The 22,545-nt window shown below is 53.5% G+C and carries 17 protein-coding genes, 3 pseudogenes, 1 riboswitch and 1 other annotated feature; of the genes and pseudogenes, 8 read left to right on the top strand and 12 right to left on the bottom strand.

The window, feature by feature from the left end; genetic code table 11:
• Window positions 1–11 precede the first annotated feature (11 nt).
• Complete coding sequence (locus tag AWJ19_RS34915; RefSeq protein ID WP_068727947.1) at window positions 12–1,217, bottom strand: hypothetical protein; 1,206 nt, start codon at window positions 1,215–1,217, stop codon at window positions 12–14.
• A 253-nt stretch (window positions 1,218–1,470) separates the two neighbouring features.
• On the opposite strand from AWJ19_RS34915, the pseudogene AWJ19_RS24910 reads away from it, so the two are divergent.
• The 3 genes and pseudogenes from AWJ19_RS24910 (at window position 1,471) to AWJ19_RS24900 (ending at window position 4,625) form a co-directional block, all read left to right on the top strand.
• Window positions 1,471–2,360: pseudogene (locus AWJ19_RS24910) on the top strand (sugar ABC transporter permease).
• Window positions 2,360–3,196: a carbohydrate ABC transporter permease gene (locus tag AWJ19_RS24905; protein WP_068727946.1), complete on the top strand. Its 837-nt coding sequence runs from the start codon at window positions 2,360–2,362 to the stop codon at window positions 3,194–3,196. Before AWJ19_RS24910 ends, AWJ19_RS24905 begins: the two are co-directional and overlap by 1 nt.
• Before the next feature lie 121 nt (window positions 3,197–3,317).
• Window positions 3,318–4,625: an extracellular solute-binding protein gene (locus AWJ19_RS24900; RefSeq protein WP_068727945.1), complete on the top strand. Its 1,308-nt coding sequence runs from the start codon at window positions 3,318–3,320 to the stop codon at window positions 4,623–4,625.
• A gap of 74 nt (window positions 4,626–4,699) precedes the next feature.
• Here the strand turns inward: AWJ19_RS24900 and AWJ19_RS24895 are convergent, their stop codons facing one another.
• From AWJ19_RS24895 to AWJ19_RS24885, 4 genes and pseudogenes are all read right to left on the bottom strand, one after another.
• Window positions 4,700–5,995 carry an Nramp family divalent metal transporter gene (locus tag AWJ19_RS24895; protein WP_068727944.1) on the bottom strand — a complete coding sequence of 432 codons (1,296 nt, stop codon included), beginning with the start codon at window positions 5,993–5,995 and terminating at the stop codon, window positions 4,700–4,702.
• 333 nt (window positions 5,996–6,328) lie between these two features.
• Window positions 6,329–6,460: a hypothetical protein gene (locus AWJ19_RS37400; protein ID WP_277815839.1), complete on the bottom strand. Its 132-nt coding sequence runs from the start codon at window positions 6,458–6,460 to the stop codon at window positions 6,329–6,331.
• Window positions 6,461–6,508: 48 nt separating this feature from the next.
• Window positions 6,509–8,220, bottom strand: a pseudogene (locus tag AWJ19_RS24890) (glutamine--tRNA ligase/YqeY domain fusion protein).
• 90 nt (window positions 8,221–8,310) lie between these two features.
• Window positions 8,311–8,579, bottom strand: a binding site (T-box leader).
• Between the two features lie 47 nt (window positions 8,580–8,626).
• Window positions 8,627–10,182: pseudogene (locus AWJ19_RS24885) on the bottom strand (tetratricopeptide repeat protein).
• Between the two features lie 196 nt (window positions 10,183–10,378).
• Here AWJ19_RS24885 and AWJ19_RS24880 point away from each other — a divergent pair.
• The gene (locus tag AWJ19_RS24880; protein WP_068727943.1) at window positions 10,379–11,578 is read left to right on the top strand and encodes an oxalate decarboxylase family bicupin; all 1,200 of its coding nucleotides are present in this window, start codon (window positions 10,379–10,381) and stop codon (window positions 11,576–11,578) included.
• A 91-nt stretch (window positions 11,579–11,669) separates the two neighbouring features.
• Here the strand turns inward: AWJ19_RS24880 and AWJ19_RS24875 are convergent, their stop codons facing one another.
• On the bottom strand, window positions 11,670–12,959 hold the full coding sequence (locus AWJ19_RS24875; protein ID WP_068727942.1) for an arsenic transporter: 1,290 nt from the start codon (window positions 12,957–12,959) through the stop codon (window positions 11,670–11,672).
• 112 nt (window positions 12,960–13,071) lie between these two features.
• Window positions 13,072–13,599, bottom strand: coding sequence for a WG repeat-containing protein (locus AWJ19_RS24870; protein ID WP_068727941.1), 528 nt, complete (start codon window positions 13,597–13,599; stop codon window positions 13,072–13,074).
• 33 nt (window positions 13,600–13,632) lie between these two features.
• On the opposite strand from AWJ19_RS24870, the gene AWJ19_RS34910 reads away from it, so the two are divergent.
• Window positions 13,633–13,836, top strand: coding sequence for a hypothetical protein (locus tag AWJ19_RS34910; protein ID WP_128083691.1), 204 nt, complete (start codon window positions 13,633–13,635; stop codon window positions 13,834–13,836).
• A gap of 259 nt (window positions 13,837–14,095) precedes the next feature.
• Here AWJ19_RS34910 and AWJ19_RS24865 read toward each other — a convergent pair whose 3' ends face one another.
• Together AWJ19_RS24865 and AWJ19_RS34905 are read right to left on the bottom strand one after the other, a co-directional pair.
• Window positions 14,096–15,340 (bottom strand): peptidase G2 autoproteolytic cleavage domain-containing protein, encoded by a 1,245-nt coding sequence (locus AWJ19_RS24865; protein ID WP_241781877.1) that lies wholly within the window; start codon window positions 15,338–15,340, stop codon window positions 14,096–14,098.
• Window positions 15,313–15,582 carry a hypothetical protein gene (locus AWJ19_RS34905; RefSeq protein WP_128083690.1) on the bottom strand — a complete coding sequence of 90 codons (270 nt, stop codon included), beginning with the start codon at window positions 15,580–15,582 and terminating at the stop codon, window positions 15,313–15,315. Before AWJ19_RS34905 ends, AWJ19_RS24865 begins: the two co-directional genes overlap by 28 nt.
• Window positions 15,583–15,790: 208 nt before the next feature.
• On the opposite strand from AWJ19_RS34905, the gene AWJ19_RS24860 reads away from it, so the two are divergent.
• Window positions 15,791–16,831 (top strand): LLM class flavin-dependent oxidoreductase, encoded by a 1,041-nt coding sequence (locus AWJ19_RS24860; RefSeq protein WP_068727940.1) that lies wholly within the window; start codon window positions 15,791–15,793, stop codon window positions 16,829–16,831.
• Between the two features lie 101 nt (window positions 16,832–16,932).
• Here the strand turns inward: AWJ19_RS24860 and AWJ19_RS24855 are convergent, their stop codons facing one another.
• Complete coding sequence (locus tag AWJ19_RS24855) at window positions 16,933–18,069, bottom strand: copper amine oxidase N-terminal domain-containing protein (protein ID WP_068727939.1); 1,137 nt, start codon at window positions 18,067–18,069, stop codon at window positions 16,933–16,935.
• 158 nt (window positions 18,070–18,227) lie between these two features.
• Here AWJ19_RS24855 and AWJ19_RS24850 point away from each other — a divergent pair, with 158 nt between their 5' ends.
• The gene (locus AWJ19_RS24850) at window positions 18,228–19,328 is read left to right on the top strand and encodes a hypothetical protein (RefSeq protein ID WP_068727938.1); all 1,101 of its coding nucleotides are present in this window, start codon (window positions 18,228–18,230) and stop codon (window positions 19,326–19,328) included.
• Between the two features lie 104 nt (window positions 19,329–19,432).
• On the opposite strand, the gene AWJ19_RS24845 is transcribed toward AWJ19_RS24850, so the two are convergent.
• Entirely contained in the window at window positions 19,433–19,924 is a 492-nt protein-coding gene (locus AWJ19_RS24845; RefSeq protein WP_068727937.1) for an isochorismatase family protein, read from the bottom strand.
• A 148-nt stretch (window positions 19,925–20,072) separates the two neighbouring features.
• A riboswitch (cyclic di-AMP (ydaO/yuaA leader) is annotated at window positions 20,073–20,214 on the top strand.
• A gap of 146 nt (window positions 20,215–20,360) precedes the next feature.
• Here AWJ19_RS24845 and AWJ19_RS24840 point away from each other — a divergent pair.
• A complete protein-coding gene (locus tag AWJ19_RS24840) occupies window positions 20,361–21,524 on the top strand; it encodes a KamA family radical SAM protein (RefSeq protein WP_068727936.1) in 1,164 nt (387 codons plus the stop codon).
• 69 nt (window positions 21,525–21,593) lie between these two features.
• Here the strand turns inward: AWJ19_RS24840 and AWJ19_RS24835 are convergent, their stop codons facing one another.
• The gene (locus AWJ19_RS24835; protein WP_068727935.1) at window positions 21,594–22,493 is read right to left on the bottom strand and encodes a DUF6612 family protein; all 900 of its coding nucleotides are present in this window, start codon (window positions 22,491–22,493) and stop codon (window positions 21,594–21,596) included.
• Between the last annotated feature and the right edge of the window lie 52 nt (window positions 22,494–22,545).

Raw genomic sequence — 22,545 nt, 5'->3', positions numbered from 1 at the left:
GATTTTGCGGGTCAGCAGACCAAATTCATCCTCGCTCTCGCTTCCACATGAGCATCAAGCTGGCCGATCTGCACCTTCTGTGTGAAGGCAATCAGCTTCTTGATCGGTCTTGTGAAGCCGATGGAAATCACAACTGCAACGATACCGCCGAGAATCAGAAACAATACGCCTATACCGGTAGTAAATCTGGTAATGACCCGCGCATCGGCGTATAGATCCCCATATGGCACCAGCTTGATAATGCTCCCCTTGAACAGGGGGGCGTCGATATGCCGGTACATTACAATCCCTGCGAACCCGTCCTTTTTCCAGCTGAAATGGCCGCTTTCACTGTCCTGCGGAAGCTGGCTCCAGCCTGCTGTCACCCGTTCCCCGATCCAGTCCGGATCAGACGAATACAGTGCCTGCCCCTGCTCATTCAGCACATACAGGCGCTCCGTACCGGAATTATACATCGACCTCGCGATTCCCTCCAATTCGTCCAGCCGGAAGTCGACCGACAGGTCGGCCAGCACATCGGCGCTGGGCGCCCGGTAGAGCGGAAAGTGGGCGGTAAAAACGGGCACCGTCCCGGATTTTAAATTGGGGAAGCCGGATTTCATCCCGTACTGGTGATCCATATGGGTTACTTCGAGAAACGGCCGGTAGGTCCCGCCCGGAACAGCCGCAGGCACGTATTTCCCTGATTCACGGCGGAACAGCCCGCCCAGGAGCAGATTGGACTGCCGGGATGCCCGGACATACAGGTGAATCTGGAATGTATTCTGATCGGAGAGGAACAGATTGTACAGCTGGGTGGATATAACCGCCCGCGTATCCGGCGCAGCCGTACCTTCCGGCAGATCCTCCGGAGCTTTGGCCGTAAGCAGCGTCGTATAAAAGGAGCTAGGCACATTGATTCCGCTGTATAGCGACATCGCCCGCTGGTTCATCCCGCTGAAATAGCTGCTGAGATTCCCCTCCCCGAGGGTGAGCAGCTTTGTATTCTGTTTTACGGACTGCTCCGTCACCGACTGCTTAGTGTAGAGATAGGAGAACGTAACCGAGATTCCCGACGGAATCACGGAGGCCAGCAGCACAAGCGCCATCAGCCGGGTGCGGATACTGTTTTTCAAGTAGAAACGGCTACGCCGTCCGTGACAGGACGGTATCCGTTTCTGCGAGAAAGATAAGGATAAAGGATTGCGTGAAATATATACTTTCTTATCTTTGAACATGAAGGGCCTCCCGATAAGTGTTCGGACATCCGTTTTCTATTGTTAACGCTATCATTTGAGTGTGTTCAATCTTCGCAACGACAGCATACACCGAGTTTCGTACGCAGCGCTACTATGAATTTTTTCCGGCATTGAAAGGGCGTGCTGCAATATAATCCACTTTTCTAAGCATCAAATTGAGTGTTGAAGCCGGCGGAGGCTTTCTATAATGGAGTCGTGAACCGTTAGAAAAACTACACAAAGGAGATTCCATATGAGAAAAGCTCTGCGGCTTCAAAGAGGCTGGGGCCAGCAAATCGTGTTCCTCGGACCGTGCCTGCTCTTCTTCCTGACCATTGTGGTCACCCCTTTCTTTCTCGGCTTTTACTACTCTTCCACGGACTGGAACGGGCTCGATCTGGACAAAGCGGTCTGGACCGGCGCGGCCAACTGGAAACGGATTTTTTGAATGACGATAAGTTCTGGGAATCCCTGCTCTTCACCCTGCGCTTCACGGTTGTCTCCGTAGTGGCGGCCAATGCGCTGGCGCTGCTGCTGGCTTTTCTGCTGATGACCACACTGAAGACCAAGAAGGTGCTGCGGACGATCTTTTTCATGCCTAACGTTATCGGCGGTATTCTGCTCGGGTATATCTGGCAGTTTATTTTCACCAAAGGCTTCGCCACGATCGGGGAGATCACCGGCATTTCGTTCTTCCAGCTCCCTTGGCTGGGTACACCTGGCACCGGCTTCTGGGGACTTGTCATCGTGTTCGTCTGGCAGACCGCCGGCTATATGATGGTCATTTATATCGCTGCCCTTGCCGGGATTCCAAAGGATCTGATTGAAGCAGCCCGGATTGACGGCGCCCGTGCCCCGCAGCTGTTCAGAAGTGTCTATGTTCCTTTGATCATGCCGGCCATCACTATCTGCCTGTTCCTGACCACCTCTAATGCCTTTAAGATGTTCGACCTTAATCTGTCGCTGACCAAAGGCGGACCGGGAACCTCTACGCAGTCGCTGGCCTATAACATTTATGCGGAAGCGCTGATTAACAACCGTTACGGGCTCGGCACCGCCAAGGCATTGCTGTTCTTCGTAGCTGTGTCGCTGATTACTGTTACCCAGGTATGGGTGACCAAACGGAAAGAGGTGTCGGCTTAATGGATACAAGCAGATACCGTCCTAAGCATTTTGTACTGGAGATCGCGGCTATTCTTCTGGCCCTCGTCTTCCTGTCGCCGTTCTATCTGGTGCTGAGCAATTCAGTCAAAAGCCTCAAGGAAATCCTGCTCGATGCCGCTTCCTTCCCTGCCGTTTACCACTGGGATAATTATTCCAAGGTATGGGATGCGATTGATTTTCCGCAGGCGTTCTGGAATTCTTTATCCATTACGGTGCTAAGCGTCATCTTTATCGTAATGTTCAGCTCCATGGCGGCGTACCAGATTGTCAGAAAACCGTCGCGGTTCAACAGCTTTGTGTTCCTGCTGCTGGTGTCGGCGATGATTATTCCCTTTCAGTCCCTGATGCTGCAGCTGGTCCGGGTGACCAGTATACTGGAGCTGCGCGGCGAGCTGTACGGCATTGTGGCCTGTTATCTCGGCTTCGGCATGCCGCTGTCGGTCTTTCTGTTCCACGGTTTTATCAAAAGCGTACCTTATGAGCTTGAGGAGGCTGCCCGGGTTGACGGCTCTAATCCTTACGGCGTGTTTTTCCGGATTGTGTTCCCGCTCCTGCTGCCGATCATTGTGACTGTCATTATTCTCAATACATTATGGATCTGGAACGATTATCTGCTGCCGGTGCTGGTGATCGGGGGCAATAAGGATCTGACCACCCTGCCGGTGGCCGTGACGAAATTCTTCGGGCAATACACGAAAAAGTGGGACCTTGCGCTTGCGGGACTGGTCATGGCGATTACGCCGATTCTGCTGTTCTTCCTGTCGCTGCAGCGTTATATTGTGGAAGGTGTAACCGCCGGCTCTGTTAAGGGATAACCGGGTGCATAATCAAAGGCTGCAACAATATCCACTTTTTCGAGCAAAATATTAAGTGTAAGTGAACATCCGGATGCTATACGATCTAGTTGCAGGAACCACAGACCAGGGAGGTTATTCTATGAAAAGAAAGCTTGCGTTGATTATGGCAACCGTTTGCACTCTGATTGTAGCAGGCTGCGGCAACAACAGCAGCAATAATGCGGACAACGGCGGGGCTGCCGTCAATACGCCAAAAGAGACAGCTGCGGCTGAAGCAACGGCGGCTCCCGCCAAAGATGTGACGATTAAAATGTTCCAGTTCAAGGTTGAAATCGCCGAGCAGCTGAATGCACTGGCTGAAGAATACGAGAAGGAAACCGGCGTGAAGGTTGAAGTGGAGACGCACGGCGGCGGTGAAGACTACGGCGCTCTGCTGAAGGCTGAGATCGCTTCCGGATCTGAACCTGAAATTTTTAACAACGGCGGCTATACCGCCCTGGTCCCTTACATGGACCGCGCCACCGACTTATCTGACCAGCCTTGGGCGGCCAATCTGATTCCAACCGCCAAAGCTCCTGCTACCGTCGACGGTAAGCTGTACGGCATGCCGATGAACGTTGAGGGCTACGGACTTATTTATAACAAGGATCTGTTTGAACAGGCCGGCATTACCGAAGAGCCTAAAACGCTGACCCAGCTTAAGGACGCTGCCGCTAAGCTCAAAGCCGCCGGCATTACTCCTTTTGAGGCAACCAATGAATGGTGGTCAATGGGGATTCACCTCGTTAACGTAGGTCTGGCCCACCAGCCTGATCCGAAGCAGTTCATTGAGGATGTCAAGGCAGGCACGCAGACGATCAAAGGCAATGCCGTATTCGAGCAATGGCTTGATCTTGTTGATGTGATCTTCGACAACGCCCAGGACAACAAAATGACGACCGACTATGCTACACAGGTTGCCGAATTCGCCTCCGGCAAAGCAGCCATGATGCTGCAGGGCAACTGGACCCAGGGCGACATCGACAAAATCGATCCGGCGCTGAACCTGGGCCTCCTCCCGCTGCCGATCAATGACGAAGAAGGTACGATCCTCGTCGGCGTGCCGAACAACTATATCGTGAACAGCAAATCCGCACATCCGGAAGAAGCCAAAGCCTTCCTGAACTGGCTTGTTACCTCGGAGACCGGCCAGAAGTATCTGACCAAGGAATTCAAATTCATTCCTGCAGAAACGAACATTGCTGCTGACGCTGCCGACATCGGCCAGGTTGCCGTTGCCGTGCAGGAGAAATCGGCTACCGCACTCGGCTGGAACTGGGATATGTTCCCTGACGGCGTAACCCAGGGCTTCGGCGCTGCGATGCAGGAATACCTCGGTGAGCAGATCGACCGCGGCCAGCTGCTGGAGAAGCTGGATAAGGCGGTACAGGATATTGTGAAGCAATAGATTTTCTGATTATGCAAAAGCACCTTCAAAACCGCCTAAGCGGAATTGAAGGTGCTTTTTTGAGCAGGCCGTATTTAAACGAACATTTCTACGATCAGGAACAGGTTCAGCGCGACTACCAGCGCCGAGATCATCCAGCCGAGTATAGTAGTAATTCTGCGGTTAACCAGCCCATGCATAATCTTGCGGTTGCTGGTGAAAATGACTAGCGGAATGAGTGCAAAGGCAATCCCGAACGACAATACGACTTGGCTCATAACCAGCGCGCTGGTCGCATTGATTCCGAAGGCGATGATCGCCAGCGGTGGAATAATTGTAATCGCCCGCCGCAGATACAGGTTGATTCTCTTGTTGATGAAGCCCTGCATGACCACATCTCCGGCCATTGTGCCTACAGAGGAGCTGGATAAGCCGGCAATCAGCAGGCCCAGGCCAAAGGCAATTGCCGTCACCGGTCCGGCCAGATGGCTGAACTGCTCGAACGCGACATCCAGATCTTCGACCACCAGCCCGTTTTTGAAGAATAAGGCTGCGGATACAATCACCATTGCCATATTTACAGCTCCTGCGATCACCATCGCAATGACAATATCGATCATTTCCCATTTAAAAATCTGCTTCTTCTGCTTCTCGTCTACCCCCACCACCCGGCTCTGGGTTAGAGACGAATGGAGATAGATCGCGTGCGGCATAACGGTTGCGCCGAGAATACCTGCGGCCAGCAGCACGCTGTCTACCCCCTGGAACGCCGGAGTGAAGATTCCCGCCACCACGGCCCCGGCATCCGGCTTCGCCATAATGACCTGAAAGGCAAAGGCCAAGACGACGACCATCACCATCGAAGCAATCCCTGCCTCCAGACTCCGGTAACCCCGGCGCTGCAGCTCAAGTATTGCGAATGATCCAGCAGCCGTAATCAAAGCAGCCGGCAGCATCGGAATGCCGAACAGCAGATACAGGCCGAGTGCCGCCCCGATAAACTCTGCTAAATCCGTAGCGATAATAACAAGCTCACTCTGAATCCATAAAAAGATGGCTGCACCCTTCGGAAACTGCTCCCGGGCTACCTCCGGCAGGTTCTTGCCTGTTGCAATACCGAGCTTGGCGGATAGCGCCTGGATCAGCACTGCCATCAGGTTGGAAGCGGCAATTACCCACAATAGCAGATAGCCGTATTTCGAGCCAGCCGTAATATTGGTGGCAAAATTGCCCGGGTCCAGGTAAGCTACTGAAGCAATAAAGGCCGGGCCCAGGAACGGCAGCAGCCGCTTCAGTCCTTTTACATCTCCATTTAATACGGCCTGTGCCGAAACTTTAGTTTGTTTAGCTTTTATGATATTGCCTGTCTCCACAGCTGTCTGCTCGATCATGTTAAATCCTCCTTACACCGGAAGTTGTCTATATATACGGGAAGTTGTCTTCGTGCCGAAAATTTGTGTTCACACATTTAAGTTTCCCTGATGCAACTTTAATTTTATACTCATTATATTCCTCATTCTGAAAAATGTAAATGTAATTTTCATGGTTCACTTTCCGGTTGCATACATAGATACATTTAACGCGAATCGGAGATTGGCAATCAGCGGCTGGTCTTTTGCCCGTAAATAGCAGGAGGGCTGGCCTATATGAAAAAGAGACGGGACCAGGGGTTTCCCCGTCTCCCGCCTCAACTCTTCTTTTCCCCGCCGCTCTCTGACATCTGCTTATATTACTGGATTCTGCCGCTCTTCACGCAGCTGTTTCACCTGCGCCTTCAGCCCGCTGAGCTTCTGCACCAGCTTACCAACGATAACTAAGTGGATTTTCGCTATAATTTCGGATAATCTCAACTCCATCTCCATCTCCATCTTCACCAAACAAGCATCATTAATATTTATCCCGCCCTATTTCTTCCCCTTCCACCCGTCTTTCAGCGGCACGATCCGGTTGAACACCAGATGCTCAGGACTGCACAGCTTGTTGTCGGCGGTAAAATAGCCGTGGCGGATGAACTGGAATCGCTCAAGCTCAAGCGCCTCAAGCACATAAGGCTCGACCAGGCAGTGCTTCAAAGTCCGGATGGAATCGGGATTGAGGACATCCTCCCAGGCTTCACTCTCCTCCTTCGGCCCTTCGTTATCCTTCAGCAGCTGCTCATACAAATTCACCTCGGCGGGCACCGCATGGCTGGCGGATACCCAGTGGATCGTCCCTTTGACCTTCCGGCCGCTCATGGCGCTGCCGCTCTTCGTCTCGAGATCATAGGTGCAGCGCAGCTCGCTGATCTCCCCGGTGACCGGGTCCTTGATCACTTCACTGCACTTGATGATATACGCCCCCTTGAGGCGCACCTCACCGCCCGGGATCAGCCGCCGGAAGCCCGGCACCGGATGCTCCATAAAGTCATCACGTTCAATATAGAGCACGCTGCTGAAAGGGACCTCTCTTGTACCCAGCTCCGGATTTTCACAATTGTTATCCAGACTCAGCAGCTCTGTCTCTGGTCCGCTATAGTTGGTAATCACTACCTTGAGCGGTTCAAGCACGGCCATCACGGCGGGCACACTGGCCTTCAGATCCTGTCTCAGTACGTGCTCCAGCAACGAAAAGTCCACCATCGACTGGCTTCGGACCATCCCGATCTCGGTTACAAACCGTTTGATGCTCTCCGGGGTGAAGCCCCGTCTGCGCAGCCCGCGCAGCGTCGGCAGCCGCGGATCATCCCAGCCGTCCACATGGCCGCCGGCCACCAGCTGGCGGAGGTATCTTTTGCTCGTAACAACTCCGGTCAGGTTGACTCTGCCGAACTCCCTTTGCCGCGGCGGCTCTGGGATATCCAGCTCATTCAGCACCCATTCATACAGCGGCCGGTGGTCCTTGAACTCCAGCGAGCACAGGGAATGGGTCACTCCCTCAATCGCATCCTGGATCGGATGGGCAAAGTCATACATCGGGTAGATGCACCATTCATTCCCGGTCCGGTAATGCGGCGCGTGAATAATTCTATAAAGAATAGGATCCCGGAGGTTGATATTGGGCGAGCCCATATCGATTTTGGCCCGGAGCACCATGGAGCCTGTGGGGTAATCGCCCTGCCGCATTCCGGCGAACAAAGCCAGATTCTCCTCCACCGGGCGGTCACGGTACGGGCTGTTTGTTCCCGGCTGTGTCAATGTGCCCCTGTAGGCAGTCACTTCTTCCGGTGAAAGCCCGCAGACATAGGCTTTTCCCTTGCGAATCAGAGTTACTGCACTTTCATAGATCTGCTCCGAATAGTCGGAGCCGTAATAAATATGCTCTCCCGGACTACAGCCCAGCCACTCGAGATCCTCGATAATTGCGTTTACGAACTCCATGTCCTCTTTTAACGGATTGGTATCGTCAAAACGCAGATGAAAGGTGCCGCCGAATTTACGGGCCATACAATAGTTGGTATGGATGGCAAACGCGCTGCCGATATGAAGATAGCCGTTGGGCTCCGGCGAAACCGGGTGCAGACAGCCCTGCTGAACACTCCGGTCTCCACGTCTTCCCAGATCAGCTTTTCCATAAAATTTTCATTGGCAGCTGCCGTATCGTCTAAAGTTATGCCGGTTTCTGCAGATAGCTCTTTCATTTCGAATAACCTCCTGTGTATGGGTAAAATCTCCGCTTATTAAACCTCTCTGGTCAACAAAAAAGAACCTCACCTCCAAGACTGATTAGTCTTGGGGACGAGATTCTCGCGGTACCACCCCAGGTTCATTAATATGTCGCCATATTAATCTCATCAAGTACGGCATTGTCCGCAGAGCTGCGGGAGCAAGGCTTATACTCTAGCTCTGTAACAGGAGCTCCTGTCGCATTATCCCCGGCTGCCGGTTCCAACACGCCGCTCAGAGGCTTGGTTCAATACGGCTTTCCCTGCCCCTTTTCACCGTCCGGGGCTCTCTGTGAAGGACTGCATGTATCTACTCTTCTCATCATCGCGTTTCATTGTTGGATCTAGGATAACAAATCAATCCATTGCTGTAAAGCGGCTGTCAGCCCTGGCTTAGCGCATTCATCAGATCCAGCGCTTCTTCATGATCAGGCTCGATAACCAGCGCCTTCCGGGTATATTCCAGCGCACCCGCATCATCCTCCAGCTCGTAGCAGCAGATCGCCAGACAGTACAGCACGGTTACAACCGGCTCCTCATCGCCCTCGGCCAGCGACAGCTCAAGGTACCGGCGCGATTCCCTGTACTCGTCCATTTCGAACAGCAGCAGTCCGGTATCCAGGGCCAGATCATATTTTTGCGGCATCGGATAATACCCGTCCCACATCTTATGAATCCCCAGCTGCAGGTCGAGCAGCTCCTCGTCGTTGGCATCCGGCAGCAGGGCAGAGATCCGCTCCGCGCTCTGGATGAACAGCTCGGCATCATAGCCGCCCAGCCGCCAGAAGGCCAGCATCTGCTGCATTCCCATGGAATCATAATTATTGTCGATCCACAGCTTCATGCTGAAAAATCATCCGGTCCGAACCGTTCAACACTTCTCCGGTAGGCCAGCCGGGTCTGCACATGGGCATCCGGGTCCTTCAGCATCAGCATGCAGACTACGTTCAGATTCTTGTAATGATGCGGAGTCGTCAGTGTCTGCGCACCCTTCTGCTCAAAGTAATACTGCATGGCATGATAATTCGCCGTCAGTGAGATGCTGCCGTGATGCATCAGCTTCGGCGGCTCAAGGAACTCCCAGTTCTCCAGCCGGTGGTCTCCCTTATCTGCCGTCAGCAGGATAAAGCCTGTCCGGGATAGCCGCTCCAGCCGTTCCATGCAGGAAAGCGCCGCAGCCGGAAACAGGATATGCGAGTCCTCGAGCTGCTGCCGGTAAAAGGAAATGACCTCCTGGAACGGATAGTCCGGTTCTTCATAGGCAGCAGCACGGACATAATGATATTCCGGCACAATATCTCTGAGCACTTCGGAAGTAGTCATGGTCTCCGCCTGCTCCGGATACTTCAGGGATACCTCGCAGTCGAAAATTTTGCCTTCGTCCACATACAGCAGCTCCTGCTGAATGCTGTCAAAGAAGTAATTCGCGATAACGAGCAGCGGCTGTGCAAGATCACCCGGACGGATGACCGCGCCGCTGTGTACCAGCTTCAATTCCGTGTCCGCCACAGCATCAAAGCGGGCAAAGTCCAGAATCCCCTGCTCCACAAAGGGGATCAGCCGCGGATGCTGCTGCCAGCCGGTAATATTCAGGAGCGGAAGATCGCTCATCACGTATTTGAACGGCGGAAGCGGTATTCCCGCATACTCAATCAGTTCACTTAGCTTTTGAAGGGTCTGGAAGGCCAGCCGGCCGGCTCCCGCCCCCAGCTCCAGGATAATAACCGGTTCAGCCGTATAACCCTTGGCGGCCCGGTCCTGTAAAAATCCCAAGATCATCTCAGCATACGCCGTTCCGATCATCGGGTTGCTTGTGATATATTGCGGCACCTGGTCATTGTTCCAGGCCTGCATGCCAAGCTGCTCGTAATACGTCCGCTGCAGCTCCCATATCGGGGCCTCGCTGAAGCGGTATCTCTGTTGTTCACCTGTTGTCATCTCGTTTTTGAACCTGCTCTCTGCTATTGTTGCAGCCTGCCTGCTGCTGCACTGTGTTTGTATATGAACGAAATATACCATATTCCGCTGCTTACACCCAATCATACATCCTGCCGGACGCCAATCACAATCATAATCGGCAGCCACAGATCATATAGAGTAAACATTATGCCCTGTAATCCGGAAAGGAGCCGTTATGAATTCTGAACAATCCCCCTTGAAAGGTAACGCGCCAATCCCCCAGCCCATCAGAAATGACGGTGCCGGCAATGTGGATCTCGGTCCGCGCGATGTGCTGCGTGACCGGGAGAACCCGGACATGTTCGTCCCGCCTGTCACCGATAACGGGCTTATCCCAAACCTGAAGTTTTCTTTTTCGGATGCCCATATGCAGCTTAATTACGGCGGCTGGTCGCGGGAGGTTACGGTCCGGGAGCTCCCCGCCGCTACAACGCTCGCCGGAGTTAATATGAGCCTGACGCCGGGCGGCGTCCGGGAGCTGCACTGGCATCAGCAGGCGGAATGGTCCTATATGCTGCTGGGGAGTGCCCGGATTACCGCCGTTGACCAGAACGGGCGCAATTTCATCGCCGATGTCGGTCCGGGCGATCTGTGGTATTTTCCCCCCGGCATCCCCCATTCCATCCAGGGACTCGGGCAGGGCTGTGAATTTCTGCTGGTCTTCGACGACGGAAGCTTCTCTGACCTAAACACCTTGTCCATTTCTGACTGGTTCGCCCATACACCCAAGGAAGTGCTGGCGGCTAACTTCGGGGTATCTGAGTCTGCCTTTGACTGTATTCCAAAGGAACAGGTGTACATCTACCAGGATCAGGTGCCCGGGGTGCTTGATCAGCAGAAGATACAGTCTCCTTACGGCGAAATTCCGCTGAGCTTCAAGCACCGGCTGCTGGCCCAGCCTCCTCTGAAAACACCGGGCGGCAGTGTGCGGATTGTCGACTCCTCCAATTTCCCCATCTCACGGAATATCGCTGCAGCACTGGTCGAGATTGAGCCCGGCGCAATGCGCGAGCTGCACTGGCATCCGAACAATGACGAGTGGCAGTACTATCTGAGCGGCCAGGGCCGGATGACCGTGTTCGGCGGCAACGGCGCAGCCCGCACCTTCAATTACAGGGCCGGGGATGTCGGCTATGTGCCGTTCGCCATGGGCCATTACATCCAGAATACCGGCACAGAGACGCTATGGTTTCTGGAAATGTTCAAAAGCGACCGGTTCGCCGATGTCTCCCTGAACCAATGGATGGCGTTAACCCCGCATGAGCTGGTCAGCAGCAACCTGCACATCGGAGCCGGGCTGATGGATGCCCTGCGCAAGGTTAAATGGCCTGTTGTAAAGTATCCGGGGTGCGGCCATGAAACAGAGAAAGGTTGAATTTCATATTAAAAAACGGTCCGGACATAGCCTGTCCGGACCGCTGTTTGTGAATACGATGTGCTTTTCGTGCGTGTGCGTGCTGCCGCAGCTAGAACAGCTTCAGTGTCAAATACAGCCCTAATAGAGTAAGGAATAAGGTCGGTATAGTAAGGACTATCCCTGTCTTGAAATAGGTGCCCCAGGAAATTTTCACTCCCTTGGAGGACAGGACATGCAGCCACAGCAGCGTAGCCAGAGAACCGATCGGTGTAATCTTCGGTCCCAGATCGGAGCCGATGACATTCGCATATACAAGTGCTTCCTTGATGAGCCCTGCTGCATTTGCTGTATCCACAGCCAGCGCACCGATCAGCACAGTCGGCAGGTTATTCATAATGGAAGAAATAACGGCGGCAAGGAAGCCCATGCCCATCGTTGCTGCGAATAGCCCGTGCCCTGCCAGCCTGCTGATGATATCGGCCAGCACATCGGTCAGTCCGGCATTGCGCAGGCCGTAGACTACGACGTACATACCGATCGAGAAAAACACAATCGCCCACGGCGCGCCTTTGACCACTTCCATGGTCTTGATTGCCGGACTCCGGCTGGCCATCAACAGGAAGAGAAGCGCGATCACACCGGCAACCAGCGAAACCGGAATACTCAGGAACTCGCTCACAAAATACCCGGCCAGCAGCATCGCCAGCACCGCCCAGGACAGCCGGAACATCCGGTGGTCCTTGATCGCTTCACGCGGCGCTCTGACCTGGAGGGCGTCATAGCACCCCGGTATGCTTTTGCGGAAATACAAATACAGCACCCCGATGCTGGCCCCCAGGGAGAACAGGGTAGGCAGCAGCATCCGCCCGGCGTATTGCATAAAGGTAATGCCGAAGAAATCGGCAGACACGATGTTGACCAGATTGCTGACAATCAGCGGCAGCGAGGTCGTATCGGCGATAAATCCGCTGGCGATAATGAACGGAAATACTTTTTTCTCATCAAAATTCAGCGCCCTTACCATCGCAAGCACAATCGGCGTCAGAATCAGCGCAGCCCCGTCATTGGCAAAAAAGGCTGAAACCACTGCCCCCAGCAAAATGACGTAAATGAACATCAGTGTCCCGTTGCCGCGGGCTGCAGCCGCCATATGCAGTGCCGCCCACTCAAAAAAGCCAATTCTGTCCAGAATAAGTGAGATCAGAATGATCGCCACAAACGCCAGCGTAGCATTCCACACAATCAGCGTTACATCCCGCACATCCGTAAAGCTTACTACTCCGGCGATCAGCGCCAGCAGCGCGCCCCCGCAGGCTGACCAGCCAATGGACAAGCCGCGAGGCTGCCAAATGACAAAAAACAATGTAACCACAAAAATCAGACTGGCTAGAACAACCACAATCCAGCCTCCAACCTGCTCAGGACGATCATGCCCCCAACACTCCCCAACTGAAATTAATCCCATGAAACATAGACATTTCCCTCTATGCTATCCTGCGGATAAGGAATAATCAAGTGGGGAATTTACTCAGGATGTAGCCGGTGCCTATATCTGTAACGCCCACCGCATAACCGCCGTTAAAGGGTGAGGATTCCCGTGTATAGATGAGCTTGGTCAGCAGCTTTCCGCTTGTATTGATGTACCCGTAACGGTCAGCCTTCCTGCCGGTCTGGTCGCTAATTCCCACAAGCGCAACGCCTTCGTGAAACGGAAAAGCATGGTTGTATTTCTGATAACCGATAACCAGCTTACCAGCGGTATTAATGAAGCCGGCTTTACCGGCGCTGTTATAGACATTTGCCGGCCCTTCGCAGTGTGAATGCCTGTTTTCCCGAAGTATTATAGTACACTTCTGTACCGTCAGCCTGCAGACCGAACAAGAGTCCCTCATGAAACGCCGCATCGTTATCGGTTTGACGGTCTCAAAGTCCAGCGGGGTTCCGGCAACTCTGATCGTATTTACACTGGCACTTACCTTGGTACTAGCCTTGGTACTTGCCTCTACAGCCGTCCATCCGGTTCCTGCGTTTATGGCCACGGCCTCCCGTTAACTTGCAGCATTAATTATTTAGTGAATGAAGTACTAATGGTATTCAGCAATTCATATGCTTCATTAGGGAAACAAAAGCAGCTTCCGGGGAGGGGAGATGCCGGTCCGAGAGCCATCCTGCACTACGGATTGGAGGATCGGACCATGAGTACAGATCAGCTTATCGCCCTGCTTGCCCTTGTCATTATGATCGTACAGCTTGCCGTAAAGAAGGATAAATCCTAGCCGCACGCCAACAGGCCGGGCAGCTCCCGATACAGGATCGGGGAGCTGCCCGGCTTTGGTGTTGAGCGGACGCTGAAGGTAACCCTGTGTGTCTCTTTACAGAGTACGCCTTTGGAAATAAACCGTGTGATGGTCCGGAATGCACCTCTCACCCGTCTTGCTCACGGCTCCGGCTTATCTCACAAAAATTCGCACCTGATCATCCCGGGTCCGGTTCATGACCCGGTATCCCGCGGCAGCTGACGTTGCAATGCCTTCATCATTCGGCATGCAGTAGCCTCCCGGCCGCAGGTGCGTCATCACGGACAAGCAGCTTGCCGATGACCCCTACCGCTACCCATTCGTCCCGCTCGATCCGCGGAATATACTCCTCTGCGGCGTTCCATTCCGGATTCAGCACCGGTTCGGTTTTGGATGAGGCAGCGCGGACCACGTTGCCCTCTGTATCCCGGACCTCCGGTACTTCAACCTCCTGATACTGGATCCGGTCCCACTCATCCATCACGAATAGCTTGTGCCAGCGCAAATCGCTGGCATCCGCCAGAATGGCAGGTCTTCCGCTTACTACCCCCAGAATGTAGTCATCCTCGGCATTCGCTTTGCGGATCTTCTCGCTGGCTCCGTCAAAGGTGACAAAATATCCGGGCTCCAGCGCCTGGCCGTCAGACGTCTCGAACATCTCCGCATAATCAGCTGCAGCCGGGGAAATAACAGTACCGTCCAGATAAAGATTCCCTGTAGCCCCTTCGATTACCGCCGAGTTAAGACTCGGCCCTACATCCAGCCCGCCCGCCAGATGCCAGGAGTAGGCAAACCGGGTTGACCCGTTCTGGCCCATAATATGCGAGCCCGGGTGGCCCGGCGTAACAGTCGTGTTCTCGCCCTCAGCATGTGAATTTGCCCCGAAGGCCTGCGTCATAAAGCCTTCGGCATGCGAGGCCTGCCCGTCGGCCGTAGTACTCGCACCCTCTGCATGAGCGTATAAACCGCTGGCCAGTGTACTAACGCCTTCCGCATGGGCAGACGGCCCGCTGGCCGTAGTCTGCAGGCCCTCCGCATGACTGGCTGTCCCGCTGGCGGTCGTGCTCTGCCCTTCGGCATGCGAGAAATCGCCCAGCGCCACCGGCCCTGACGCAGCCGTTATGTCTAAAGTTCCGCCCTCCGCATGGGAGGCAAAGCCCAGCGAAGTGGTTCCAACCCCCTCGGCATGGGAACCGGCCCCGCCGGCAAAGTTAGGTGCAGGATTGCCCAGCGGATCAGTGCCGCCGCCTTCGGCATGGGACGCCCTTCCGGCCGCCGAGTTCCCCTCCCCTTCGGCATGGGCACCCGCTCCACCGGCCTGAGTCGATGTGCTGAGGCCTTCCGTATGCGAATAGTCTCCCCAGGCCTGCGTAGCATTGCCTTCCGCATGAGCCTCCGCCCCGGCTGCCATTGTCATGGAACCCTCGGAATGCGAACCGTCTCCAAGGGCATGGGTCAGATATCCTTCAGCATGCGAAGCCACGCCGCCGGCCGTTGTGGAAGTGCCTTCCGCATGAGCCGTATCATTCGTTGCCTGTGTAAGATGTCCCTCCGCATGGACGCGCTGGCACTCGCAACCGTATTGCTGCCCTCTGCATGCGAGCTGTCCCCGCTGGCAAGGGTAGCAAAGCCCTTCGCATGAGCTGCCGCCCCGCTTGCAGTCGTGTTCAGTCCTTCGGCAAGAGCGGCGAAACCGCTCGCCGTATTCCCTAATTCTTCTCCCACTCCTGATCACCGCTTTCGTCCGTAATACAATAAGCTATGTCCCACAGAGAAGGCCAGTAACGGCTGAACGGTCCAAGTTATCCAAATTGGCGCATGACACGGCCCGGCATGGTATCGCGGAATAAATCCTTGATTTTCACTTACTAAAGTTGAGAAACATTAAAAAGTATAGTAATATATCTGTATGAGAAGAGGGAGGCGGATTTAGATGGAAATAGGAATCAGCACATTTTTGGAAACGACACCCGATCCGGTGACCGGTGAGGTAATCAGCCATGCTGAAAGACTGCGTGAGGCTGTAGAGGAAATTGTCCTTGCCGATCAGGTCGGACTGGATGTGTACGGAATCGGAGAGCATCACCGCGCCGACTATGCCGGAAGCGCACCTGCGGTTGTCCTGGCGGCTGCAGCGGCAATGACCAAGAACATCCGGCTTACAAGCGCCGTATCCGTACTGTCGTCGGATGATCCGGTACGGGTCTATCAGCAATTCGCCACACTTGACGGCATTTCGAACGGACGGGCAGAGATCATGGCAGGCCGGGGCTCTTTTATTGAATCCTTCCCGCTGTTCGGCTATAGCCTTGACGATTATAACGAATTATTCGAAGAAAAGCTGGAGCTGCTGCTCAAAATCAGGGCCTCCGAGAAGGTAACCTGGCGCGGCGGCCACCGTCCGGCAATTGACAATCTGCCTGTCTATCCGCGTGCGGTACAGGACCCGCTGCCGGTATGGATCGCTACAGGCGGTAATCCCGAGTCGGCCATCCGGGCCGGGATGCTCGGCCTTCCGGTTGCATTTGCCATCATCGGCGGCATGCCGGAACGCTTCGCTCCGCTGGTGAAGCTGTATAAGGAAGCAGCGGCGCGGGCCGGACATAATCCCGACAAGCTGCAGATTGCGACCCATTCCCACGGCTTTGTCGGCGAAACCACTGAACAGGCAGCGGCCTTGTTCTACCCTTCCACCCAAGCGCAGATGAATGTCATCGGCCGTGAACGCGGCTGGGGCCAGAGCTACAACCGGGCCACCTATGACGATGCCCGCAGCCTGCGCGGAGCACTGTATGTTGGAGACTCCGAGTATGTAGCAGAGAAGATTATTCTGCTGCACAAAAATCTCGGTGTGACCCGCTTCTTCCTCCACGTCAACGTCGGCACGATGCCGCACCGCGAGGTCATGCGCGCAATTGAGCTGCTCGGCACCAAGGTAGCGCCGATTGTACGGCAGGAGCTGGCGAAGAAATAATCCTTTCTCCATATGAAAAGATGCCCTGGCAGGCCTTCCCCGGCCTGCCAGGGCATCTTTTTGTTATAGGCATTAACAGCCGGGAAACCTTCTCCGTGGAATCATTGCGAAGCCACCTTGTACGTCACAGTCTTCACTTTTCCGTCAGGCAGCGTAGCATAGGTGAAGGTCATCACGTTGCCCTCCCGCTTCTTCAGCACCAGCATTTTCTTCAGATAAAACTCATCCGATCCGTCCGCCCGGTCCCATTCTTTACGGTCCCCGGCACTGATCAGCTGCTCGCTAAGATTGATACCTGCTCCACTTGCCGTGTGAATCGCATACAGCTGCGTATTTGTTATTAAGCGTACAAGCATAATATCTTCCGCAGCATATTCGATGGTGTAATTTCCTTCTGTGCCTGTGATAGCTTCCAGATCAAAAAACTTCCCCAGGCTGCCGTCAGCATTAATGTACTGTACGCTCCCGCCATCGGTCATGTAGAGCTGGTCTGTCTTCAGCAGCGGGGCTTTTATGTATGACTTGGTTATATAGTGATAGTCCATCTGCTTCATGACTTTGCCGTCTTTGATCAGCACCTGGTAGCTGTTGCTGAAATCATTGAACATGGCATAATGGTTATCCGTGAGCAGCAAAAGCTCCGTACCCTTGCCCACATTCTTAGCCTCAAGGCTGTGGGTATAGGTCAGATCAGCAAACGGCAACTCCCCGATCAGCACAGGCTTGCCGGAAGCCGAGGCACTATAGAATACATCGCCGTTCTTTTGTGACACCCAGTAGGTTCTGCCTTGAGCCGAAGCAACGGAGTAGCGCAGCTCATCCACAATGTTCAAGCTGCCCGTGCCTTTGTCATACACCGTTTTGCCGCCCAACAGACTGACTGCAGATACCAGCGGTACATAGACTTTCCCTTTGAGGATACGGGGCACTTTAGTCAGCGTTGATGCGGTGCCATTTACAGCTGCACTAACAGTACCGGCTGTCATAGTAACTTCACGGCCGGGGCGGATCAGCTTAGCCGACTTCGTGCCCTGGTTCCAGGTGAGGGCGTAACCCATCGTCTGTGCCAGCTGCTGCAGCGGAACAAGCGTAGTACCTGCCGTAACTACCTGGCTGCTCCCCAAGGAAGTCTCTTTGTAATTCAGTTGAATCACGCTGCCTTCAGCCGCAGATGCCGCTCCCGGACTTAATGCGATGGCCGTGGCCAGAATACCGGCTGCCAGCTTCCAATTTCTCATTATGTAACTCTCCCCTATAATGGAATAGCTTCTGTAGTATTGGACGAGAGTATTTGGAAAAAGTTTCTATTATTAAGCACCGGAAAATAAAATCCTCTGGTAAACTGGTTATTAACATTACCATGAGGATTACAGATCTTTTGAGGAGGCTTTCTGCTATGTTCCAAAAGGTTACCTTCCCCGTACTGGTACCAGATCCCGGTACAATTGTCGCTGTACACGCACTAAAGAGTACGGAGCTCCAGACGGTATCCCTGCTGGCGCTGAACCATTGCGGAGAGCTGTGGAGGCTTGAACTGCATTCAGGGACTGCGGTCAAACTGCTACAGGTGGATATTCCCGAATTGAATTTGGCGCATCCGCAGCAAATGGTTCTCTCTCAGGATGAACGATATGTTGCTATTTCCAACCGTTTCGGCCGGTATGCCGCCCTCTATGATCTGCAGAACCATAAAGAGATAATGAAGCTGTCCAGGGATGATTATCATTATAATACCTGCACCTTTCCTCTGGCCTTCGCGGAGCTGAATAACCGCACCGTCCTTATCAAGGGCTCAGAATGGAACCGTCTGGATATAGTCGATGTAGTATCCGGCGAACTGCTGACTGAACGTAAGACACCAGTGTACAAAAGCGAAGAACAGACAACCCCGGAACACTACCTTGATTATTTCTTTGGCAAGCTGCATGTGTCCCCAGACGGGGAATGGATCATTAACACGGGCTGGATCTGGCATCCTGTAGGCCGCATCCGCGCCTGGCATCTCCCGTCCTGGAGCACCAACTGCTGGGAGCCGGAGGATGGGCCGACAGTGCATTGCGTGTGGGAATCTACGGAGGACTGGGACTATCCTGTAACCTGGATAGATGATTATACATTCGCGGTATGGGGGATGATTTCACCCGATATGTATGATGAAGAGGATGAGGAACTGCTGATTTACGGAAAGGATAAATATTCCCCTATGCTGGTTCTCTTTGATGTCAGAACCGGAGAGCAAATGAAATTTTTCCCGCGGATGCCGGCATACCGGATGCATTCGGATATAAAGGGGGTTTTTGTTCATCCACATGCCCAACTGGCACTGGTTCACGACAAGATTATATTATGGGGTCCGGACATTGGTCTTTCTGTTTTAAACCCTGATACCGGGGATATAGAATACGCTGATCAGACATTATGTCCTGATCTATACCATGCGCCCTCCGGCCTGTTTCTCCAATGGGATACATCCGGCCATTTTACCGCTCTAAAATGAACAGGACTACAGCTGCATGGTCAGCTACCGGATAGTTCCTTAGGTAAATAAAACACCCCGCGCCCGCAGCAGCAATCACTGTTACGGAAAGGGGTGTCTTCTTTTTATTGGCTAATCAAATACGGAATCACCGGGTAAGAAATCAGATTCCGGTCCCTGTATGCTGCAGTGATTACGTCGCTGTGTGCGCTCAAAACACCATTTTGCAGCAAAACCGGACGGAAGCCCCGCTCACTCGCCCCGTTGTAGGTGAACTGCACGCAGTGCTCTACCGAGAAGCCGGAGATAATCAGCAGCTCCACGCCGTGTTCGTTCAGAAGCTGCTCCAGCTCTGTTTTCCAGAATGCGTTCGAGTACTCCTTGGTTACCTTCAGATCACTGTCCGCCACCTGAATCTCGGGAATGATATTATAGCGCTCCCTGGTAGCCTCCTCTATTCCTTCAATATCCTGAATATGAATGACCAGCTGGCCCTTCTCCCGGAGCATGTCCGCGACATAATTAATATATTCACAGCTGCGGTCCAGCGTCTTCTGATCGACCGAATCCCGCACATGAATTTCCTGCATATCAATGATCAAATAGCTCAGCTTCATCAAGGCCCTCCTTGTTGTAAAAAGATATGCCGATATCGTACAACATAATCAGGCGGGATACCAAATAAAGTTTAACTATAATTACCGCAAAAATATTACCTTGCGCAGACCAGCAACAGCTTTGACTTCTGCAAACTTTGCAGGTTATACTTGATCTACGCTTAATTTCCAGCATTTCCAGCTGGAAAGCGGGGGAACCAGTCAATTGGGGCGAATCATTGAGCTATACAATGTAGGGTACCATCTTACCCGAGTCCGTCAGCTAACCTCGTCAGTAGTGGATGGGTCTGCTTTATTATGTTTCTAATAACATGAGACCCTTGTGCTAAGGGTCTCTTTTTGTGTTTTTTAGAGACCCTGCTGGCTGCCAGTTTGGCTTTTTGACATCAAGGCTCCCTCTTGTCCTCGCCAATACGAGATCAAAGGAGAGATTCATGTGCAAAAGGTACGATACATAACCGACATAGGCAAAATGGAAATGCTGCCCGAAGCAGAGAAATCCCGGCTGAGGGAGGTTACGGACAAATTTGTGTTCAGGGCTAACGACTACTATCTGTCATTGATAGACTGGGAGGACCCGGATGATCCGATCCGCAGGCTGGTTGTTCCTGGTGAGGGTGAGCTTATGGAGTATGGGCAGTGGGATGCCTCTGATGAGGAGGCTAATTATGTGGTGCCGGGCTGCCAGCACAAGTACCGTACAACCGCCCTGCTGATTGTTTCCGAAGTCTGCGGGGCTTACTGCCGCTACTGCTTCCGTAAACGGCTGTTCCGCAACGATGTCAAGGAGGCCTCCTCCGATGTCTCCGCCGGAATCGAGTACATCGCCGCCCATCCGGAGATCAACAACGTTCTGCTGACCGGAGGCGACAGTCTGATTCTCTCCACGACCAGGCTGCGCTTCATTATTGAGAGCCTGAGGGCTATCCCGCATGTTAAAATCATCCGCCTTGGCTCCAAGCTGCCAGTATTTAACCCGATGCGTATCTCCCAGGACCCCGAGCTGCTGGAGCTGATCCGCACCCACTCTACTGTAGACAAGCGAATCTACATCATGGCGCATATCAATCATCCGCGGGAGATTACACCTGAAGCCAAGCGTGCTGTCAGAGCCCTGCATGATGCCGGTGCAATCATCGTCAACCAGACTCCGGTGCTCAAGGGAATCAACGATGACCCCGCTGTGCTGGGCGAATTGCTGGATCGCCTGTCCTGGGCAGGCATTACGCCCTACTATTTCTTTATTAACCGGCCGATCGCCGGCAACCGTGAGTTTGTCCTGCCACTTGAGCAGGTGTACCGGATCGTCGAGGAAGCCAAAGCCAGAACCTCCGGTCTCGGCAAAAGAGTCCGGCTCTCCATGAGCCACTCCTCCGGCAAAATCGAAATTTTGGCCATCGAGGACGGCAAAGCCTATCTCAAATACCATCAGTCCCGGGAGCAGGAGTACGGTAAATTCATGATCCTCGACTGCCCGGAGGACGCAGAATGGTTCGATGACCTGCCTGGAAACGAGCAGTACTGGAGCAAACCCGTGAAGAAAAGCGCGGGTGTCTTTCCAGCTGATGTACCTGTGCAGGAGACGGTTATTGCAAAGTGAGGTTTACTGTTTAGACAGCAACAGCCCCGGTAAGCACGTGCTCACCGGGGCTGTTCCATATGATAAGACCTATTCCAGCTCAGCCGGCTTCACAATCGGTGCAGTCTTGTTGTTCTTGGAGTATTTGGCTTCAATTTTGGTGGTGTAGGTATCCTTCGCTCCGTCAGCAGCCAATACATAACTCAGGTCAACGGTCAGCTTCTCTGTCTGCCATGTCTTGGTGTTGACGAATACCTTCCAGGTTACACTCTTGGGCAGCAGAGTCTCACCATCCCAAAGATTCTCCTGATCGTATAAGGTAATAACCGCCTTGGCCGCTGCCGGATCAGTCAGTGTAAACTGCATAACAGTCTGTGCACCTGCTGTGCTTACTTTCATCGCCTTTTTGTAGGCTTTGACGGAGTCAAGCATGGCCGCAGGATCATACTGGCCTTTGGAGTAAAAGGTATCCCACTCCTCCTTCTGCAGGTCAATCCAATACTGCGCATCGGGATCAATCGGCTCTCCGTCGCCGTCCGTCACTACATCAGTGCTGCTGCCGTCTTCACTATCTTCGTAAGTCTCTTCAGAATCAGCGATAAGCTCACTGCCGTCCACCAGATAGTAGAACTCATTGTCATTAGCGTACAGCTCATAAGAAGTCTCCAGCAGACTGACCTTTACACTTCCTGCTGCAGCAAAAGCCGGCAGGCGGTTGATATCCAGATTCAGCGTGTTGGTGTTGCTGATCTTCACGCCGCCGCTCTGCACATCCTGTTTCTTGGTCACATCAATGTGAAAATTCTTTAGTGTCTTCGCCGCTGCTGCTACCTTGCTGATTACCTGATCCGCAGTAGGCGCTTTAGCAGCAGGCGCCTTTGATGCTGCGGCCGACACCGTCTCAGTACCGGACACCCCCCCAGCCGCTCCCGACAGCAGCAGGGCCCCCGCTACCAGACTTGTGCCGATTGTTTTTAGTACTTTTTTCATTCCGAATTCCCCTTCTCGGATGGTAACGCCGGCCAGAGCAACCCTCTCCCCT

Origin of the sequence: Paenibacillus sp. DMB5, assembly GCF_001517085.1 — a bacterium.
Taxonomy (GTDB): domain Bacteria; phylum Bacillota; class Bacilli; order Paenibacillales; family Paenibacillaceae; genus Paenibacillus_AQ.
This window is presented reverse-complemented; position numbering and strand designations above follow the sequence as displayed.

Bases quoted from the DNA above. Each gene is read 5' to 3' on its own strand.
- AWJ19_RS24900 (WP_068727945.1), top strand. From the start codon at position 3,318: ATGAAAAGAAAGCTTGCGTTGATTATGGCAACCGTTTGCACTCTGATT.
- AWJ19_RS24850 (WP_068727938.1), top strand. From the start codon at position 18,228: ATGTTCCAAAAGGTTACCTTCCCCGTACTGGTACCAGATCCCGGTACA.
- AWJ19_RS24845 (WP_068727937.1), bottom strand. From the start codon at position 19,924: ATGAAGCTGAGCTATTTGATCATTGATATGCAGGAAATTCATGTGCGG.
- AWJ19_RS37400 (WP_277815839.1), bottom strand. From the start codon at position 6,460: ATGGAGTTGAGATTATCCGAAATTATAGCGAAAATCCACTTAGTTATC.
- AWJ19_RS24860 (WP_068727940.1), top strand. From the start codon at position 15,791: ATGGAAATAGGAATCAGCACATTTTTGGAAACGACACCCGATCCGGTG.
- AWJ19_RS24855 (WP_068727939.1), bottom strand. From the start codon at position 18,069: ATGAGAAATTGGAAGCTGGCAGCCGGTATTCTGGCCACGGCCATCGCA.
- AWJ19_RS24835 (WP_068727935.1), bottom strand. From the start codon at position 22,493: ATGAAAAAAGTACTAAAAACAATCGGCACAAGTCTGGTAGCGGGGGCC.
- AWJ19_RS34915 (WP_068727947.1), bottom strand. From the start codon at position 1,217: ATGTTCAAAGATAAGAAAGTATATATTTCACGCAATCCTTTATCCTTA.
- AWJ19_RS24905 (WP_068727946.1), top strand. From the start codon at position 2,360: ATGGATACAAGCAGATACCGTCCTAAGCATTTTGTACTGGAGATCGCG.
- AWJ19_RS24880 (WP_068727943.1), top strand. From the start codon at position 10,379: ATGAATTCTGAACAATCCCCCTTGAAAGGTAACGCGCCAATCCCCCAG.
- AWJ19_RS24895 (WP_068727944.1), bottom strand. From the start codon at position 5,995: ATGATCGAGCAGACAGCTGTGGAGACAGGCAATATCATAAAAGCTAAA.